This is a genomic window from Paenibacillus albidus (genome assembly GCF_014644435.1).
Lineage (GTDB): Bacteria > Bacillota > Bacilli > Paenibacillales > Paenibacillaceae > Paenibacillus_AQ > Paenibacillus_AQ albidus.
Map to the genome: position 1 here is coordinate 40,504 of NZ_BMKR01000027.1, position 17,806 is coordinate 58,309.

The 17,806-nt window shown below is 45.7% G+C and carries 18 protein-coding genes and 2 pseudogenes; 4 read left to right on the forward strand and 16 right to left on the reverse strand.

What is annotated here, in order from left to right; translation table 11 throughout:
• Positions 1 to 30: 30 nt before the first annotated feature.
• The 6 genes from IEY53_RS24280 to IEY53_RS24305 all read right to left on the reverse strand — a co-directional run bounded on the left by IEY53_RS24280 (position 31) and on the right by IEY53_RS24305 (position 5,023).
• Positions 31 to 1,356, reverse strand: a complete 1,326-nt coding sequence (locus IEY53_RS24280; RefSeq protein ID WP_189029624.1) for an ABC transporter substrate-binding protein — start codon at positions 1,354 to 1,356, stop codon at positions 31 to 33.
• A gap of 215 nt (positions 1,357 to 1,571) precedes the next feature.
• Entirely contained in the window at positions 1,572 to 2,201 is a 630-nt protein-coding gene (locus IEY53_RS24285; RefSeq protein WP_189029626.1) for a glycerol-3-phosphate responsive antiterminator, read from the reverse strand.
• A 22-nt stretch (positions 2,202 to 2,223) separates the two neighbouring features.
• A complete protein-coding gene (locus tag IEY53_RS24290) occupies positions 2,224 to 3,066 on the reverse strand; it encodes a metallophosphoesterase family protein (RefSeq protein WP_189029628.1) in 843 nt (280 codons plus the stop codon).
• A gap of 120 nt (positions 3,067 to 3,186) precedes the next feature.
• Positions 3,187 to 4,128 (reverse strand): LysR family transcriptional regulator, encoded by a 942-nt coding sequence (locus IEY53_RS24295; RefSeq protein WP_308424250.1) that lies wholly within the window; start codon positions 4,126 to 4,128, stop codon positions 3,187 to 3,189.
• Positions 4,094 to 4,405, reverse strand: a complete 312-nt coding sequence (locus IEY53_RS24300; RefSeq protein WP_189029630.1) for a Dabb family protein — start codon at positions 4,403 to 4,405, stop codon at positions 4,094 to 4,096. Before IEY53_RS24300 ends, IEY53_RS24295 begins: the two co-directional genes overlap by 35 nt.
• Before the next feature lie 468 nt (positions 4,406 to 4,873).
• Positions 4,874 to 5,023: a hypothetical protein gene (locus IEY53_RS24305; protein ID WP_189029632.1), complete on the reverse strand. Its 150-nt coding sequence runs from the start codon at positions 5,021 to 5,023 to the stop codon at positions 4,874 to 4,876.
• On the opposite strand from IEY53_RS24305, the pseudogene IEY53_RS36320 reads away from it, so the two are divergent.
• Both IEY53_RS36320 and IEY53_RS35300 read left to right on the forward strand, forming a co-directional pair.
• Positions 5,016 to 5,603: pseudogene (locus tag IEY53_RS36320) on the forward strand (transposase); the annotation flags it as partial. The gene IEY53_RS24305 and the pseudogene IEY53_RS36320 sit on opposite strands and share 8 nt — an antisense overlap.
• A 17-nt stretch (positions 5,604 to 5,620) precedes the next feature.
• On the forward strand, positions 5,621 to 5,836 hold the full coding sequence (locus IEY53_RS35300) for a transposase (protein WP_229696323.1): 216 nt from the start codon (positions 5,621 to 5,623) through the stop codon (positions 5,834 to 5,836).
• 190 nt (positions 5,837 to 6,026) lie between these two features.
• Here the strand turns inward: IEY53_RS35300 and IEY53_RS24315 are convergent, their stop codons facing one another.
• From IEY53_RS24315 to IEY53_RS24340, 6 genes are all read right to left on the reverse strand, one after another.
• Positions 6,027 to 6,254, reverse strand: a complete 228-nt coding sequence (locus IEY53_RS24315; RefSeq protein ID WP_189029633.1) for a hypothetical protein — start codon at positions 6,252 to 6,254, stop codon at positions 6,027 to 6,029.
• A 257-nt stretch (positions 6,255 to 6,511) separates the two neighbouring features.
• Positions 6,512 to 7,306 carry an SDR family NAD(P)-dependent oxidoreductase gene (locus tag IEY53_RS24320; RefSeq protein WP_189029635.1) on the reverse strand — a complete coding sequence of 265 codons (795 nt, stop codon included), beginning with the start codon at positions 7,304 to 7,306 and terminating at the stop codon, positions 6,512 to 6,514.
• Between the two features lie 54 nt (positions 7,307 to 7,360).
• Entirely contained in the window at positions 7,361 to 8,389 is a 1,029-nt protein-coding gene (locus IEY53_RS24325; RefSeq protein ID WP_189029637.1) for a helix-turn-helix transcriptional regulator, read from the reverse strand.
• A gap of 323 nt (positions 8,390 to 8,712) precedes the next feature.
• Positions 8,713 to 9,777, reverse strand: a complete 1,065-nt coding sequence (locus IEY53_RS24330; RefSeq protein ID WP_189029639.1) for a serine hydrolase domain-containing protein — start codon at positions 9,775 to 9,777, stop codon at positions 8,713 to 8,715.
• 204 nt (positions 9,778 to 9,981) lie between these two features.
• Positions 9,982 to 10,410: a 3-hydroxyacyl-ACP dehydratase FabZ gene (gene fabZ / locus IEY53_RS24335; RefSeq protein WP_189029641.1), complete on the reverse strand. Its 429-nt coding sequence runs from the start codon at positions 10,408 to 10,410 to the stop codon at positions 9,982 to 9,984.
• 963 nt (positions 10,411 to 11,373) lie between these two features.
• On the reverse strand, positions 11,374 to 11,964 hold the full coding sequence (locus tag IEY53_RS24340) for a TetR/AcrR family transcriptional regulator (protein ID WP_189029643.1): 591 nt from the start codon (positions 11,962 to 11,964) through the stop codon (positions 11,374 to 11,376).
• A 240-nt stretch (positions 11,965 to 12,204) separates the two neighbouring features.
• Here IEY53_RS24340 and IEY53_RS24345 point away from each other — a divergent pair, with 240 nt between their 5' ends.
• On the forward strand, positions 12,205 to 13,317 hold the full coding sequence (locus IEY53_RS24345) for an NADH:flavin oxidoreductase (RefSeq protein WP_189029644.1): 1,113 nt from the start codon (positions 12,205 to 12,207) through the stop codon (positions 13,315 to 13,317).
• 54 nt (positions 13,318 to 13,371) lie between these two features.
• Here IEY53_RS24345 and IEY53_RS24350 read toward each other — a convergent pair whose 3' ends face one another.
• On the reverse strand, positions 13,372 to 13,998 hold the full coding sequence (locus tag IEY53_RS24350; protein ID WP_189029645.1) for a TetR/AcrR family transcriptional regulator: 627 nt from the start codon (positions 13,996 to 13,998) through the stop codon (positions 13,372 to 13,374).
• A gap of 130 nt (positions 13,999 to 14,128) precedes the next feature.
• Between IEY53_RS24350 and IEY53_RS24355 the strand changes: the two genes are divergently transcribed.
• Positions 14,129 to 14,956: an SDR family oxidoreductase gene (locus IEY53_RS24355; protein WP_189029646.1), complete on the forward strand. Its 828-nt coding sequence runs from the start codon at positions 14,129 to 14,131 to the stop codon at positions 14,954 to 14,956.
• A 66-nt stretch (positions 14,957 to 15,022) separates the two neighbouring features.
• Here IEY53_RS24355 and IEY53_RS35305 read toward each other — a convergent pair.
• The 3 genes and pseudogenes from IEY53_RS35305 to IEY53_RS24365 all read right to left on the reverse strand — a co-directional run.
• A pseudogene (locus tag IEY53_RS35305) lies at positions 15,023 to 15,169 on the reverse strand (DinB family protein); the annotation flags it as partial.
• A complete protein-coding gene (locus IEY53_RS24360; RefSeq protein ID WP_308424251.1) occupies positions 15,159 to 15,509 on the reverse strand; it encodes a transposase in 351 nt (116 codons plus the stop codon). The pseudogene IEY53_RS35305 and the gene IEY53_RS24360, both read right to left, overlap by 11 nt.
• Positions 15,510 to 15,843: 334 nt before the next feature.
• Complete coding sequence (locus tag IEY53_RS24365; protein WP_189029648.1) at positions 15,844 to 17,637, reverse strand: hybrid sensor histidine kinase/response regulator transcription factor; 1,794 nt, start codon at positions 17,635 to 17,637, stop codon at positions 15,844 to 15,846.
• Positions 17,638 to 17,806: the final 169 nt, after the last annotated feature.

The window sequence follows — 17,806 nt, forward strand, 5'->3', positions numbered from 1 at the left end:
GGGGAAATAAAGCAGGTTCTGCCGCCTATTCTATTTGCTAAGCAGTTTGTTCGCTTTCTCTGCCCCTTGATTGAGTGCATCCTGCGGTGACGTTTTTGGATCAAGAATTGCCTTCTGGATCGATTCCTTAATAATCTTGGCTACTTCCGGATAAGCGTTCTCCATCGGACGTGGTCTTGCGTATTCCAACTGATCTACGGCAACCTTAAACTGCGGATTCTCTTTAAAATGCGCCTTCAGCTCTTCGCTCTCCACGGCAGATTGACGGGTCGGTAAGTAACCGACATGCTTATGCTGGTAGATCGTATTTTCCTTGCTCGTCATCCATTTGATGAATTCCCAAGCGGCTTCTTTCTCTTCATCGCTGCTCTTCGACGTCATCACAAGCTGACAGCCACCGGTCGGAACACCATAGCTGACGTTAGCGGGCATAAACGCCGTTTCCAATTCAAAGCCGTTACCCTTTGCGATTTCGAGGCTTCCGGTTACGCCGGCAGTTGAGCCGAACTTAAAGGCCGACATTTGATTCGCCCAGTCTTTATCCGCAGTAGCTCCCGCTTCATCGCCTACGGGCATTTTGATCAGCCCTTCACTGGACAGCTTCTTCCAGAACTCCACCGGTGCCACACCTTCAGGAGTATTAAATGCAGCCGTTTTGCCGTCCTCGCTCAGCATTTGACCGCCGCTTTGAGCAACCAGAGCTTCGTAGAACCAGATATCGACAGGAACCGTCATACCGACTTTCCCTTTCTCCTTCAAGACGCGGGAATACTGTTCCAGCTCATCCCATGTCTTCGGACCTTCCGGATCCAGGCCGGCATCTTTCAGCATCGTGACATTTTTGTATAAAATCGGGGTGCTCCGCATGAAAGGAAGCCCGAACAGCTTATCGTCCACATAGGCGTTCCCCATTAAGCCAGCATTGAAGTCTTCGAGCTGAAGCTGATCCTTATCTTTCTCTGCATAGGCCGTAAGTTCCTCCAGCATTCCGGAACGGGCGAACACGCCGGTAGACGCGATTTCGAGATCAGTTACCGCAGGAGCATCACCCGCTGCGAATGCCGCCTGTACTTTGGCATGAAGATCCTCATAGTCGCCTTGATGTTCTGCTATAACTTCAATTTTGTCCTGCGATTCGTTGAATTCTTTGACCATGTGCAGTTTCGCTTCCTCGATCTTCTCCCCATATGCGTACCAGTACTTAATGACAGTCTTATTGGACGATGCAGATTCCGCACCCTCCGCTTTGGCCCCGCTGTTTGTATTGCCTGTACTTACATTCGTACCGTTTGATCCGCAAGCCGTAAGTACCCCCATGGAAAACGCAAGCGAAAGTGCAGTAAGCTTCTTAACCATTGTCCAATCCTCCACCTTTTCTTTGTTTGGTATAGGTTGCCAGCAAAAAAAGAAACCTTAATCCTGCCGAGGACATTGACGTCCACAGCGGATAAGGTTTCTCCAGTGCTCCAACCGTTTGCTATTTACTTTTCATAATGAATGTTACAGGACAACCATTAACGTTATGTTATCTAATTGCAAAGATAATATAAATTTCTCCGGAGCCGGTTGACTTAGACGATATGCCGGACTTGCTTCTTAGCCGGAAGAGGCTCCACGCCTTTCCACAGCTCAGGCTTGGACGACGAGATAGCCGTTGCTCCGTATTTCAAACATTCCTCTATATGGCTGTGTTCATACAATAAACCCCCGGTAATAATAGGCAGAGAGGTGAATTCTTTGACCTGGCCGATCATATCGGGAATTCGGGCGGGCATAACTTCAATGATGTCCGGCTGGATCTGGCAGAGGCTTTTGGCGATATTGTCCAGGCCTTCACTGTCAACGAGGAAGAAACGTTGAATGGTGATCAGATCCATTTTCTTTGCGGTTTTGACCACATTGGTTTTCGTTGAAATAATACCCGACGGCTTAATGACCTTCGCCAAATATTCGAGACCATAGTTGTCCGTGCTGAGACCGCCAATCTTCTCCAGGTGCAGAAAAATCGGCAGATTATGCTCTTTGAATACGTCAACGTAACCTTTCACGACGCCGATGTGCCCCGTTAACAGGAAGATTCCGCTTAATTGGTTCCGCAACGCCAGAGCGGCTTCGATATGCCTCGGATCTTTGATCGAAGCAATCAACCTGTGCGTAGTGAGGCGCTTAAAGAAGCTGTCATGGTTCATTGCGTTCTTCATTCCTATAACCTCCTTGCTGTTGTTAATGCAGTCGCATCCCGGTCAGAAAAGGAACATTGAACTCGCGATCTGCGTCTTTTCCTCGAGCGTCAGGGTTAGGTTTGAAGTGTTTCATATATTGATGCAGCAGAGGAGCATGATCCAGAATATCTGCGTCCGTCAGATCTACGGCAGAAATACGGATCTCTTCTTGTGCAAGTTCTACGATCCGGAAGCCGTGTTGGTCCAGGCAGGAGGATAACTGCACGAATGTCCAGTTGTTCTGAGCTACAATCGAATCCACATGCGTGTGACCATTGAAATACACACCCACACCTTTTTTTCGGCCTAAAATGCGCCACATGTCTATGCCCGGGTGAATCGAGCCTTTCTCCTTTTCCGATCCCGCCGTAGTGTTATAGACTGGATGATGGCCGAAGACGAGCAGGGGCTTCGTTCCGGAAGCTTCAACCATACCTTCAAACCATTGCAGCTGCTCTTCGTCGATCCAGCCGCCCCAATCGGTGAAGTCCATTTCTTTGGCCGTGTCCAGAAAGACCAGCATCGCAGAGTCGGTGTTAATGGCGTGATAACGCTGCTGTCCCGTGATCTCCAATACTTCCTTTCGCGTCTGTCCATAGAGATCATGGTTACCCAGCACATGGATAAACGTTCTATCCTTGCGCCGTAAGAGTTCGTATACTTCCTGTAGCTCCAAGGATGATCCAAAATTCGTAAGGTCTCCGAGCGATACATGCAAATCCGCATCCATTTCCATAAAACGTCCCAGTAAGGTGTGATAGAAAGCTGTTCGCGCCTCCAGCAATCCTGGAATCGTCTTATCGATTTCGTGATAATGCAAATCTCCCATCAGAACTAATCTCATTATAGCTCTCCTCCCAGCTTAACCATGTTTGTCTTCTCACTTATGGTATAGGCCGAGTATTAAGTACCCGTTAAAAGGGGAAGGTGTTTGTGTAAAGGTACCTAAAGCCGAAGAGTCCATTTAGAAGGATGAGGTATGATTCTTTTTTATTATGGTTTTTAACTTTTCAATCACCATTTGGAGATTCGGGTGTTCTTTGTCCTTCATCCTATACGCAAGATAAAGCTCATTTTCGACAGTGTAATCCGGAAGAATCACCTTCGTTTTGCCGAGAGACAAGGATTCACGAATAAGATAGGTTGGTAAAAGACTCATCCCCATATGACTTTCGATTCCTTTCAGGATCCCACGTAAATCAGGTATAACATGAACCGGTTCCCATTGCGGACGTTTATTGAAGTGCTGCCGCCAAAATCTTCGTATGATTGGCAATTCCAGTCCGTAGCTGAGCCAGGGCTGCAGATTTAGCCATTCTTCAATATTATCCACAGGTGATTCATAATTCATTGGAGCGACGAGTACGAAGGTTTCAACTTCCAGCTTTACGTATGAAAAGCCCGGAACATCGTTTTTTCGCGAGGTAATAATAAAATCGACTTTATCCTCCTGCAGATATTCCAAGAGTTGTTCAGCCGTTCCCAATTGTGTAATCATGCGAAAACCCATAGATTCCCCATACTCCAAAAGCCGATAAAGCATATATTCAGGTGCCGCACCTAAGCGTACCTTTGGAATTTCGGTAAGGGACGGAGCTTTGATACGCAATGTAATATTCTCTAGACGCTCCAAAACAGGCGCTACGAGTGTGTACAACTCTTTGCCCTTGTCCGTAGGAACCATCTTTCGCGGAGTCCGCACAAACAATGGCTCTCCCACTTCACTTTCCAAGGCCGACAAATGCTGGCTCATCGCCGGTTGCGTAAGGTAACGGCTTTCTGCCGCTTTAGAAACAGATCCATTCTGGTAGATGCTTATGAAACTACGGTACCATTCAAAGTCAATCTTAATCCCTCCAATTCTAAGAACCTTATCCTTCAGTCTTGATTGGATAATCGGCCACAATAACATCATCCACCCAGCCATCCAAAGAAGCTACAAATTCCTGATGTGCAGGATGCGGGCCATAGGCGCGCAGAGATTCCAGATGGTCAAAAGTAACCCGCAAGCCAAGCGTATACCCTTGAATCTTATCCGACTCTTCTGTTACATTAATCCCTGCACTCAGATCCACTATCCCTGGGATACGTTCGCGCAAGGACAGTAAGCGGTCCACGAATTCCTGCTGTTTGGCAGGCGTGATCTTACTATTGAACTTGAATACGACTAGATGTTCATACATTTTGTTGATCCTCCTGTGTAATAGTTTTGGTATGTTCTTTGAGCCAGGCTTTATCTTCCCTCAATATACAAGAGTACACCGATGTTCGCAATGAGACATGGCCGGGATGCAATTTCATCCATCCGCCAAATGGGCAGCCCTCCATGTCAATGCGATCAAGCTGCTGTTCGAAGGTATTTCTGTCTGTCGTTAAGTTGTTGTCATCGCGGATCACCCATTTGGTGCCGATTTGCTAGAACGAGCAAACGTTTATTACAGTATTGCCATTACTTTCGTTAAAATAAAAAGGAAAAAGGAGCTGTCCCATGCCATGAAATGGCTGCTTGGGACGGCTCCGCTGTTTTTGAGTCGGATTGACTTGTTCACTTGGTGTGGACGCTCCGCGAACGGACCGTTGCTCCAATCGCTGTGCTCTCCAGATTTTATTTATTTCCCATAGCGGTAAAAATCCGGAGAGCAAGGCGACCGCTACCGCTTTTCCGCAATCAGTCCGTCCTCTCCGCTGCTTTGAGCAGAAAAAGTTTCTACAATCCTCTTTAAAATCATAAAAAGAAATCGCCCTTTTGATAAAATGGAGGTACCACCCAACCATTCAAAAGGAGCGATTTCTTTGTACATTCAATATACCATGGACCAACTTTGCTTGCCAATGAATCTGGAAGAAGATATCCCGGAAAATCACCTCGTTCGTGTCGTTAACGCAGCCGTCAATCGGCTGGACGACACCATCTTTGACGCTGCCTATCCCGGCGGCGGCCGCGACAGCTACCACCCTAAAATGTCACCAAATTCATTATCTACGCGTACACCCAGCGAAATTTATTCGTCTCGCAAATCGCCAAAGCGGTACGGGAGAATATTCCCTTCATGTGGCTGGCCGGACGGCAGTGCCCGGATTTTCGCATCATCAACCGTTTTCGCTCTCAGCGGATGAAAGATGTCCTCGAAACCATATTTACTGCGGTCCTTCAGTTGGCGGACGAGAATTACATCTCCCTGGAGCATTATTTTGTGGATGGCACCAAAATCGAGGCGAACGCCAATCGATACACCTTTCGTATGGGGTAAGGCCGTTCGTAAACATAAGGCCAAGCTGCAAGAAAATGTACATGCCTTGTTTGCCGACATTGAGGCCGCAGAGAAACAAGAAGAACAGGAACTCCGCGGCCAGGACCTGAGCGAACTTGGCGAGTCCGCCGAGCAGGAAATCGGGAAGTGGTTGTCAGTCAGGAACGACTGCGGTACCAGAAACAGGCTCGGGCAATCTTGCAAAGCGAGGAAAGCTACGCTTTGGCCGTACGTCGAATGACAGAACCGGAAAGTGTGTTTGGACAACGGAAGAACAACCAGGGCTTCCGGCGGTTTCTGCTTCTCAGCACGGAAAAAGTGACGCTTGAAGTCGGGTGCTTTCCCTTACCCACAATCTACTGAAGCAAGCAGTAAATGACCAAAAACCCAGAGCAGCGATCCTCCAATAATAGGAGAATCGCTGCTCTGTTGACTTTTTACGGTTTTGAAAATGAAGAGGGTCTGTCTCCGCTCGTAGAAAATAAACTTATGGGACACCCCCTTTTTTATGGGTGGCACATTGTTTAATCTGCTGATTAATTTCCTGTCCATACTATTTATAATAAGAAGTTGTCAGTGGAATGAAAAAGCCTCCATCATTCGGCTGCGTGACATTAATTGCAATATTACGTACCCCGGTGATGGCCACCTCAATCGTCTGGATGCCGGCGGAAGGAGAAATTTTCTCTACTTTTTTGAGCAGGGTGTTTTTGTCGGAATCCTTGATTTCAAGGGCTTCCACCTCTTTGCCGGTTGCCGCAAACTGCAGGATCAGCTTCATATACTTGCCTCCCGGGCTAAGTGCAGTATACTTAATATTGGTGCCAGGGGCACTGTACAGAACCTCACCATAATCTTTGCCGCCAATTCGAATACTTCAAAATTTTACAAATAGTATAGCAAAGTAGCTACACAAGGGCAAATGTCCTAGTAGATCAAGAGAGTTGTACTTTTAATATTATGGCCCCTCCCAGAGCTTCAACTGAACAAAATCACTATTTGTTAATCATAGGTACAATATTTGAAATAGAAAAATTGTTAAAAAATAGTCGGCACCATTCCCCCATCCATACGGATCGGCGAACCTTTAAATGCAGAAGCATAAGGACTACATACAAATGTAGTTAGTCTGCCTATTTCAATAGGCTTGATAAATCGCTGTATTTCAGATTGAGGCAGGTTTGTTGTCATAAATTTTTTCTCTTTTTCTGAAAAGGTCATCTCTTCATTAGGGTATATCCCCTCAATGATTTGATGCACATTCTCTGAGAGTGTGGGTCCTGGCAGGATCGTATTGACGGTAACTTCAGTTCCTGTTGTTAATTTGGATAAGCTTTTTGACAAGGACAACAGCATTGATTTTGTCATTGCATACTGAGGCATTTGGCCTGAAGGCATAATAGCTTCTTCACTCGCAATAAAGATAATGCGGCCGTAATCATTTTTCAACATTTTAGGCAAATAAAATTTAGCTAATCCATTCGCAGCAAGAACATTAGTACGGAAATATTTTTCCCATACTTCATCGTCAACGTCCTCATATTGCATAATTTCATAGACCCCCATATTGTTAACTAAAATATCAATATTGGGGTATTTTTCAAATAAAGCTTCTCTTTGCCCTATATCCACCATATCGGCTGTAGCATTTTGAGGAGAGGTAGCCGGGAAATTTGCCTTTATTTCATTTACAGTTTGTTCTACCTCTTCATAACTTCGTCCATTAATTAGTACATTGACACCTTCTTTGGCAAGTTCAATAGCAATTGCTTTCCCTATCCCTTTTGTTGATCCTGTAATTAAAGCTGTTTTATTGTTTAATCCCATATCCATTGTATATGTTTCTCCTTCTGTGCTCCGGATAGTGATTATATTACCTTGTAGGGATTATTCAGTAACTAGCCTATTGCGCCAAAGTTCTTGTTTAACACGCCAATTAGAAGGCGTATCCCCTTCCCAAAGGCGGAAGGCACGGTAGAATGAATTCTGGTCTTCATATCCAACCAAAAAAGCCACTTCTTTAATATCGAGTGAGGGATCTGCCAAGTACTCTCTTGCCTGCTCATGTCTTGCTTGCGTCAAAAGATGCTTGAAGCTCGTGTTCTCGTCTGTAAGCCGGCGCTGCAAGGTACGATCGCTCATCCTAAGCTCCTTCGCGACAACCTGAATATCGGGGCGCCCTCCTGTGAAGCTGCGTTTCATGATCCATTTAACCGTCTCGGAAATTGAGCGGCATCGCTGCTGTTCATCGAGTGATCGGTCCAGAACCGGAGTCAGAATCTCCAGCAGCTCTTCGTTGTACGAGACAAAAGGGCGGTCCAGATCACTTCGATGTAACGTCAACCGGTTTCCTGGTGCCCCAATCCGGACACGGCAGCCGAAGTAAGCTTCAAGGGCCTGTACATTGCCCATGGAATGTGAAAATTCGACGAGCCTCGCCGTCAATGGTTGGCCTGTGCCCCGGCGTCCAAGCTCCAGAAGAAATGCCAGCGTGATACCCACCAGCATCGGCGGACCGGATTGCCCGGTATGCAGCCAATCCAGTTCGATTATACAGTGCTCGCCTTCCTCGGTAATACGTAAGCTTTCGGGTGGACACTGTTGTTTGTACCGAGCCATTCGGTTCAGAGCGTCGCGGTAGTCACGAGCGTGGTAAGTCGCTAAGACGGTCGGTGGATACTGCGCTGTTTCGAAGACGGTCGCAAGCTTGATGATTCCTGTGGCCGTGTCACCGATGAGATCGGAATAAGCCTGCCAGATCGCAAAATATTGGGCGGTGGTGACTACCGGTTCAGTAATAATGGTGAGCGGCAGGTGTGCTTGACGAGCTACGTCGTGGGCGGTAATCCCTAATTGATGTAATCCTGCCCAAAATCCTGGCGGGATCTTTATACGTTCAGTGGTATGAGACTTCATACCTGTGGGCCTCCTTTAGCTATGTACATATTCATTAGTTTGCTCAGCTTTTTTTACTTATAAGGCACCATACGGTGATCTGCGGGTTGGATTCCAATGACAGGTCTGAAATATCCTTTGACCCAAATCGCTTTGGTTGTTCGGTGAAAATAAAGTATTAGACTGGAGTCGTTGATTTAACGCGGTTTTTGAATTGAAGAATCGTCAGCTTTTGAAAAATAAGTTTTAGACTAATCCATTAAAAGAAGCAGCGATGGAACAAGACTTGAAAAATAAAGTCTTAGACTGCCGCTGTTGTCGTTCAACTAATGTTTCTCGTTAGTTCATGACTTTTCACTACTTAGGATGGCTTCAAATATTTTTTTACCTGTAGCGTCTATCATAGTTCCTTGAGAAGGCTCTTTTTTAGTAATCCATTTTATTAATTGAGCAACATAATAATCCATAAGAGAATTCGAGAAAAAAGAATAATTGGATAGCAATACAATTCCTACACGGAGTTCCTTGTTGAAAGCTAGATAACTGTTAAAACCAGCTGAACCCCCGTTATGCCAGAGGATACCTTTATCTAGAAGTTTATCCTCACCCCAGCCAAAATAACGGTTTGAATTTCCGATCCATATAGGGATATGACTTTTTTGGAGTGTAGAGGCTATCGGATTATCATCATTTAGATTGGCTTGGACAAATAAACTCAAATCGTTAACCGATGACTTAATCCCCCCAGCTCCTTCATGTATAGAGAGATCCCAGTGAGGGACTCTCTTCCCAGTTGAAGCATGTCCATTCAAAAATCTTCTATTCTGTTCTGAATCAAGTGTAACGGCTGTCTCATTCATCTTTAATGGGCTCGTTATGTATTTTTTTAACAGTTTATCATACTTGCTTCCTGATACCTTGCATAGAATATTCCCCAGTAAGCCCACACCGATATTCGAATATCCAAATGAACCAATACTATCCGTGTAGTCAGCATTAGATAGAAAAGCAGTTAAATCTTGCTCGGTATACATTGAATAAGGATTCGATCTTTTTTTAGCCAGATTGTGGTTTGTTGCCAATATAGGTAAACCAGAGGTATGAGTAGCAAGGCTTTTCAAGGTAATCTTATTCAAATAATCGTTTTTAACGTTTGGCACAAACTTACCAACCATGTCATCCGAGGAGAGCAGTTTTTCCCGTTCCATTTCTAATAAGAGAATGGATGTGAAAACTTTGGTTATGGAGCCGATTTCAAACAACATATGCTCAGGAGGAATCGTACTTCTCTTTTGATTATTACTGAACGAAAAGTATTCAATACCGCCCTCTCTAATAATCCCGATCGCAAGATGTAAATGTTTCTTATCTTTCGTGTAATCTGAAACAAAATTATGTAAATCCTTCATAGTAACAGCTACTCCTTTTAGTTTTATGATTCTTACAAAAATCCTCGGTTGTTGAAATCACGCTAATCAACCTATTTTGGATACTGAATTATGTACTCGTTTCCATTTCTTTATATTCCTGCTCGTTACTTCAATTAGAAACGGCAGCTGAGCATTAGACCAGCTACCGTAGTGTATTGAACAATCGTTTCCCGTTCTTAAAACCTAAATCGAACTGAATGCAAACATTATTTCAGTTTCACAAACCATTTCATTGTTAACCATGGCAACACCTTTTCCTTTGACTATCTGTCCCTTTACTCGAGTTACCTCAAACGTAAGGAGGAGTTGGTCTCCAGGTTTCACTTGCTGTCTGAATCGACAATTATCAATACCAGTTAATAAGCCTATTTTGTGATTACTGTTATCTCCTTGGGACATAACGATACCACCGACTTGCGCCAATGCTTCTACAATCAAGACTCCAGGCATAACTGGATAGTCGGAAAAATGACCAAGGAAATAAGGTTCATTGATTGTCACATTTTTAATTCCAACAGCTTTCTTGCCCTCATCTATTTCTAAGATTTTATCAACCAATAGAAATGGGTATCTATGAGGAATAACCTTTTTTATTCTTTCAATATCAAGCATGGAGTGCCTCCTCTTGTGGGTTTATTATCATTTTACCGCCGTTTGGGAAAATCAACCATAGTGAAACTAAACTGCCCGTTACTTCAATGAGAAACGGCAGCTGAGCATTAAGCCAGCTGCCGTAGCGCTGTATTGAACAATCGTTCTCAGAAAACTAAATCATTTCGAGGGAGCTTATGAAGCATCGTCAGTCTAATACTTTATTTTCTCAGTCTACAACTATATTTACCTAGTACAGCATCAGATTAAAAATAAGGGATTCCTGAAGGCTGGTTGATATGGATTAGCGTTCGTCACCAGTCTTCGAGCAGTTCTAATGTATATAGTACCTCAGAATGGTTTAAACGAGGCTAAAACATCCATAATGATGTATTTTGTACATTCAGAGGACAGCCATAAGGCACTTTTCGGCTAATGCAGCGGTTCCTGCTGCACCAAATACACTGAAATCCTAAAACGAGCCTCCTTTTCCCCCTCCTGATGTATAAAGTGCATTCTAGCGATCTCCGCCCTAGGCTTACAGCGTGCCTCCCGGGAAGTAACTTTCGAATGCGCCATCTATTCCCACCTTTTAAAGATTGATGGAGTACTAGTCTAACACTTTATTTTTCAGTTAAGTGATCTGAGCGTAAACAACCTATACAATAAAATCCCCACAATGATTAGGCAAAAAACAACCCACCCCCAACGAAAGGTGAACAGAAGCGGTTTCTCGTTATAAGTGACATGATTCATTCTAATGCTCAGTATTTGTATTCCTGCGATAAGACTTATCGACAACAGCGAAGCGAGATCTGCCGGCCGTCTCACGGGGTACACCTGTGCGTTCTCCATGTATCCGCCTCTCCTCTATACCTCTTCCATTGCAAAAACAATTGTAATGCCGTTCTCCTTGGGAGGGAAAGGGCTACAGCCTTCTTTAAATACCAGCACTAATCCTGAGAGTTCATAGAACCAGGGCGCCTATGCATTCTGTTTCAATGAGACTACGCCATGCATAATAAGGGGAACGGTTCTTTGGGCTAACACAACAGTGGATTCTTGCTTCCCATCTTCATGCCAGCGATAGGTTACGCCATAGATGGACCAGCTTAATAAAGTTGCTGTGTATTCCAAGGTCCTCTGGTCTGCCCCCTTCATCTCACGGGTCAACAGCTGAAGAATGAATTGCTCCAATTGCGTCTTTATGCTGTCTGCAATAATAGGGGCAACGGTATTGTACTTTTTGACACAGCTGTTGCTGGATCTGTGATAATCACATAAGGAATAGATAAGCTGCTGGACGGTTTCCTCGGTCAAAAGCGCCTCAGGATCCACTCTTTTAAGTACATATTCCAGAAAAGCATCTGCCAGCAGCGCCTCAAGCAGCGCATATTTGTCCGGAAAATGCGCGTAGAACGTGGCCCGGTTAATTGTGGCTTTTTTGGTGATATCACAGATTGTAATATTGTTGAAGTCAACGGTATGCAGTTGCTGCATAAAAGCATCCAGTATTAATTGACGGGTACGAATGACCCGCGGATCCAACCGGTTGGGCGTGAATACTCCAGCCATGCGGTTTGCTCCTCTCTGCCTAAGGGAATAACCCAATTATAATACAAGTGTCGTTTAGACCACAATCGGTGATTAGAACAGACAACAATATTTCCTGTCTTTTGTTTAAGCAACACAACGGACGAATTGTCGGTTGAATGCCTGATGTGTGCTTGCTAATATTGCACTCATACCCCGCTTGAACTTACACAAGTCGCAGGTATATATAGCACACCATTCTAACTATTGGAGGTCTTACCCTTGAATCATTCTCAGCAAAATACCGTTTCAACCGCTTCCCTGTTCCAACCATATACCATTCATAACCTGTCTCTGCAATCCCGTATTGTAATGCCGGCAATGGCCCGCGCCTTTTCTCCGAACGGAATTCCAGGGGCAGATGTAGCCGCTTATTACCGCCGCCGTGCAGAAAATGGAGTCGGTCTGATCATTACCGAAGGGGCGGTGATTGATCATCCATCTGCATCCAGTGAGCCAAGACTGCCCCATATGTTCGGAGAGGCTGCGCTTGCGGGCTGGGCCGAGGTCGTCAGACAAGTCCATGAAGTTGGCGGGAAGATTATTCCGCAAATATTACACATGGGCATGGTCCGGCCGGCGGGCTCAGAGCCGCATCCGGAAGCGCCGTCGATTGGACCGTCCGGACTGGATCTTGCCGGCAACCCGGTAGGTGAACCGATGACCGAAGAGGAGATTTCAAACGTCATTATGGCCTTTACAGATGCTGCCATGAATGCAAAGCGGGCCGGATTTGACGGTATTGAACTGCACGGTGCCCATGGCTTTCTGATCGATGAATTCTTCTGGGAGCACACGAATAAACGGACTGACCGTTACGGTGGAAGCCTGCTTAAACGTACCCGGTTCGCTGTTGAAGTGATTCAAGCTATCCGCGCCGCCGTTGGCCCAGACTTCCCGATTGCCATTCGCCTCTCCCAATGGAAAATGAATGATTATTCGGCCAAACTGTTCGACACGCCGGAACAATTGGAAGAATTCCTTAGCGCCCTCATTCAAGCTGGCGCAGACATCTTCCACTGCTCCACCCGTCGTTTCTGGGAGCCGGAGTTTGCAGATTCCCCGCTCAGCTTGGCCGGTTGGGTAAAGAAATTGAGCGGGAAAACAACCATCACCGTCGGCTCGGTAGGCCTGGACAGGGATCCCGCAGAAGGTGAAGCTGCCGGTTACGAAGGAGTGGATGACCTTGTGAAACGGCTGGACAACCAGGAATTCGATCTGGTAGCCGTCGGACGTGCGCTCCTGGGCGACCCTGCCTGGGCAGTGAAGATCCGCGAAGGGCGGATGAGCGAGATTCAACCGTTTACTCCTGAATCCGTGGCTACCCTGTACTAACAAACAGAGCCCAAATCTCAAGCTCCGGCTTGGATTTGGGCTCTGTTCATTCGATTATGACTCACTAAGTCTGTTCGCTGGTTGTTGATTTAGTGCTGTCAAAAGAGGCCCGTCCTTAATCAAACGTGTCAGCGTTACAGCCAGATCATACGGAGGCAGTGCCCGGCCTGTGTTGAACCAATGTTTGATCACGCCAAAATGAGCGGAGCTGAAATAAGCGACGATATAATCAGCAGGTACTGGCAACGGTTCGGAGGTAAGGAGTGGCTTGGGGATTTTATCAACTATGGAGTCTTGGATCAGTACCCTTAATCTTTTTCCGAATAATGCTCCCTCCTGGGCAAAAAAAACCTGGAAGAAACGGTGCTCCTCATTCATAAAGTCGATAAACTGCGCTATGGATGGGAAAGGTTCGCCCTTCATTTCAGCGCTCAGCATCTCTTGGGGTCCGCTCTTTACAGGTAATTGCTTCATCTGTTCCATGATGCGGTCCTCCATCTTCTCCATCAGATCATAGATGTCCTGATAATGTAAATAAAAGGTCCCCCGGTTAATACCCGCCTGTGCCGTAAGTTTTCTGACCGTTACCGCCTCTATTCCCTCCTCCTCAACCAATGTAAAAAAAGCATCCTCGATTAACCTTCTGCTTCTAATTACGCGAAGATCTTCGTTTTTGTCCATCGTCATACACCCTTCTATTCAAATGAACACAATTTGAAATTCTGTTTATTGTAAGTCCTTTATCCCTTTATTATAATGAACACACAGCCTATAAATCAACACTATGTTCATTATGAGGAGGAGAATTATCATGCTGCACAATAAAACCGCCGTCATTACAGGAGCATCCAGCGGCATCGGACGTGCAATTGCCAAAGGTCTTGCCGATGAAGGCGTGCACGTCTTTTTGACCGGCAGAAGCCAGACGCAGTTAGAGCAACTGCAAGCACAGATAGAACAAGAAGGCGGACAAGCTAGCATTATGGCTTTTGACATTAGGAATACGGATAAGCTGCAGAGCTTTATCCACGAGGCTCAGGTGGAGACAGGCCAGCTGGATATCATGGTGAATAATGCCGGTCTGCACATTCACGGGGATATTATGGAGACGAATATTGACGATTGGCGGGAAATGATTGATGTGAATATTCTGGCACTTCTGGCCGGTTCACAGGCGGCTGTTCGGGCGATGCGCCTGAATCCGGAAGGTGTTACCGGACGAATGATCAATATCTCTTCAGGAAATGCCTATGAGCCGGGCAGGGATTTCTATAGTGCCACCAAACATATGGTGAATGCACTCAGCCAAGCGCTAACGCGTGAGCTTGCCGATGCTGCAGTTGAAGTTACTACCATTATGCCAGGTGCTGTTGCAACGAACTTCGGCCGTAACCTGGAGCCGGAAACTGTCATTCAGCTTGCCCGGAAGCTGGGCATGGAAGTAGACTTCCAACCTGGAGATCACCTGCCGGATGAACTGATCGAACGAATTCAAGCTGCCATGGGCCAGACCTTTATGAGTGCTGATGATATCGCGAGGGGTGTAATCTACACACTGAAGCAGCCCCGGAATGTCGTGGTACGGGAGCTTTATTTGACCGCACCCAATGTATACCTGGGAAGCAGTTTATCCATGTAAAAAATTCAGCATAAAGAACCCGCTGCAGCTCCGACATGAGTTAGGCGGGTTCACTTCTCTTCCAGACTATTCCTGCGATCTCTTTTTAATCATCCGCATCTGCCCTCTATGGTTGATCTCATCCTCAAAGACATGAAACCACATAAAATAATGATTCGCCGGCTTATCATGCCAAAAAGGCTTCTCGATATGTAGCCACTCGTCATCCACAGCCCAAGTGACGTTTCATCGTCCCGAAAGGGTGCTCAACGATTGCCGCTCTTTGCTTATAAATATTACTTTGACTACGTGTATTTTCGGTAATCTGCTCAATCACTTCTTCGTCTTTAAGTCTGGTTACCGCCCTTCCGCCTTTGGCAGACGTGCAGCACTCTTTCTGTCCGCAAATATCGAAGGCTTCGCAAGTGTAACGCCTATACTCTTTTCCATTTTGTTTTCCATTCCATTTAAAGGGTAATTCATAACCCAACGGGCAAATATATCTATCGTTGATGGCGTCATATTCAAAGTTCTCTTTATCAAATCCGCTAGCTACTTTGTTTTGCATTCCCATTCTCGCAGGGCCAAACTATCGACGTAAGCATCGATGACTCGGACAGGATTTTCTTTTCTACAAAGTCATCCAACGTATTTGGCAGTAATTGAATTTGATGTCTATCTTCACCTTCGATATAAGGCATACACGCTCATCTCCTTTGATATAGAGATTCGCCAAAGGTCATCTATTTTCATGTCAAAAAACGAAGATTTAGTAATAATTGTTAGACAGTCTGACGTACGGTTTGATGAGGAGGGGTTGGATACCCAGCCCTTCACTCTACTATTTTCCAAGTCCTAGAGCGCCGCTGTTTCATGTTAAAGCCAGTCAACTATATCGTGAGTGCCATCTACACGATATTCTCCGTTCTCGCCATTTTTATCGCTTCTTCGCGGTTGTTGACGCTGAGCTTTGAGTAGAGAATCGAGCAGTAATTGCGGATCGTGCCCTCCGATAAAAATAACTTAGCGGCGATCGACTTGTAGCGCAGTCCGCCCGACAGATGTTCCAGAATCTCCATCTCGCGTTTCGTTAGGCCATACGGGTAGTTTTCCAGACTTGAACCTATCTTTTCCAACTGCTCACGTTGACGTTTCATCTCTTCGAAAACTCGTGTAGCAACCGATTGGTCGATCCAGGTTCCACCGTTATAAATAAGTTTCAAGGCTTCCTTCATCTCCCGCGGATGAATCGACTTTAGCATGTATCCTTCCGCTCCGCGCTCTAATGCAGTTGCTGCCTGTAAGGAATCTTCAAACGTCGTCATGAACACAACCTTCACATCAGGCCACCGTTGTTTTATCTCGAGTAACGTCTCAAGCCCGTCAATTCCCTGCATACGAAATTCCATTAGCACAATATCCGGCCGGGAACGCTCACAATGTTCTAATGCTTCCCGTCCGTTCTCTGCCGTACCAATGACGTTAAAATCAACATGCTGATCCAAAATTTGCTTCAAACTGTCGGTAATGATGACCTGTTCATCAGCGATCAGCAAGCGGATCGCGTCATGTACAGGCTCGGTCAGCAACGGAATATTACATATGACGAAAGTACCTTGTCCTGGTCCGGAATGCATGGACAGCGTGCCGTGAAGTAGTTCAATCCGTTCCTTCATCCCATTCAGCTCAAATCCAAATTGGATTTCTTCCATTCCGATGCCGTTATCTTCGATCTGTAACCGGATCTGCTGACTATCGAAAAGCAGCTGAACGGATATCATGCTCGCCTGTCCGTACCGGACCGCGTTGGTTAGAGACTCTTGAAGGCAGCGATGTAGGCAAAAGTTTATTTTTTGCATCACAAGTGTCTCACTGCCGATCACACGGAATTTAACCGTTATTCCCGTCGATTTCATGAACTCTTCAGTTAATTGCAGCAGCGACTCACTTAACGAATGGCTGAGCGGAACTTGAGAGATCTGGTGCAGATGCTTGCGGATATCATCCATACTGTGCTGGGCGATACCGACAAGCGAATCGATCTTCTCGATCTGCGAATGCGGTACGGACGATCGCAGCGATTCGACACCGACGATGAGCGAGGTAAGCGAATGGCCAATCGTGTCATGCAGCTCATGTGACAGCCGGGTGCGTTCCTCCAGCAGCGTAAGCTCCTCTATCCGCTTAATATGCTGCTCCAGTAATTGCTTCTGCTCTTGAATAATTCGGGCTTGCTGATGGGACTGAATTAAGATATTGAACGTAAAGCCGATAGCAAAACCTAGGCTGCAGCTAAAGATAAACTCAAACGGGAGACGATCAGCGATCCAACCGTTCAATACCGGAAATACGATTCCGCAGAGGATCCCTGGCCACACATAAGTTGTTCGGCTGCTCGACAAGCCGATCGTTATCACAAGCAAAACAAAAGACCATAGCAATTCCGGAGCTGCGTAGGCTATATAAAGATAAAAAGACCCCGTTGCCGTGACTTCGACAGCGAGATACCAAGCTTCTTTTCGATAGCGGACGATGAATGGAACGAGGTAAACGACGAGAGCAAAAGAAATTACAATCCAAAACGACCCAGCGATCAAGGACGAATCGACAAAACCAGCGCTTGCGATAATGACCAGCCAAATTGTTCGAATGGCCACAAGTATCCAATCATACCAGAACCATTTTTTCATGATAGAGAACACTGATTATGTTCACCTGCTTGTATTTTTATGATAATCAATTTCCGATTGATTCAGACCCTTATCATGCACCATTACCTCCTGATTCGTCAAGCGAGAGAGGGGGGAACGGTTAGAACTTGGCTGTAGCAAGAACGTCATATGAGACATTGACAATTTGTCATACGGTAGA

Excerpts from the sequence above, each read along its gene's own strand:
- IEY53_RS24280 (WP_189029624.1), bottom strand. The coding sequence starts at position 1,356 with ATGGTTAAGAAGCTTACTGCACTTTCGCTTGCGTTTTCCATGGGGGTA.
- IEY53_RS24285 (WP_189029626.1), bottom strand. The coding sequence starts at position 2,201 with ATGAAGAACGCAATGAACCATGACAGCTTCTTTAAGCGCCTCACTACG.
- IEY53_RS24290 (WP_189029628.1), bottom strand. The coding sequence starts at position 3,066 with ATGAGATTAGTTCTGATGGGAGATTTGCATTATCACGAAATCGATAAG.
- IEY53_RS24300 (WP_189029630.1), bottom strand. The coding sequence starts at position 4,405 with ATGTATGAACATCTAGTCGTATTCAAGTTCAATAGTAAGATCACGCCT.
- IEY53_RS24305 (WP_189029632.1), bottom strand. The coding sequence starts at position 5,023 with ATGTACAAAGAAATCGCTCCTTTTGAATGGTTGGGTGGTACCTCCATT.
- IEY53_RS24315 (WP_189029633.1), bottom strand. The coding sequence starts at position 6,254 with ATGAAGCTGATCCTGCAGTTTGCGGCAACCGGCAAAGAGGTGGAAGCC.
- IEY53_RS24320 (WP_189029635.1), bottom strand. The coding sequence starts at position 7,306 with ATGGATATGGGATTAAACAATAAAACAGCTTTAATTACAGGATCAACA.
- IEY53_RS24325 (WP_189029637.1), bottom strand. The coding sequence starts at position 8,389 with ATGAAGTCTCATACCACTGAACGTATAAAGATCCCGCCAGGATTTTGG.
- IEY53_RS24330 (WP_189029639.1), bottom strand. The coding sequence starts at position 9,777 with ATGAAGGATTTACATAATTTTGTTTCAGATTACACGAAAGATAAGAAA.
- fabZ (WP_189029641.1), bottom strand. The coding sequence starts at position 10,410 with ATGCTTGATATTGAAAGAATAAAAAAGGTTATTCCTCATAGATACCCA.
- IEY53_RS24340 (WP_189029643.1), bottom strand. The coding sequence starts at position 11,964 with ATGGCTGGAGTATTCACGCCCAACCGGTTGGATCCGCGGGTCATTCGT.
- IEY53_RS24350 (WP_189029645.1), bottom strand. The coding sequence starts at position 13,998 with ATGGACAAAAACGAAGATCTTCGCGTAATTAGAAGCAGAAGGTTAATC.
- IEY53_RS24355 (WP_189029646.1), top strand. The coding sequence starts at position 14,129 with ATGCTGCACAATAAAACCGCCGTCATTACAGGAGCATCCAGCGGCATC.
- IEY53_RS24360 (WP_308424251.1), bottom strand. The coding sequence starts at position 15,509 with ATGGGAATGCAAAACAAAGTAGCTAGCGGATTTGATAAAGAGAACTTT.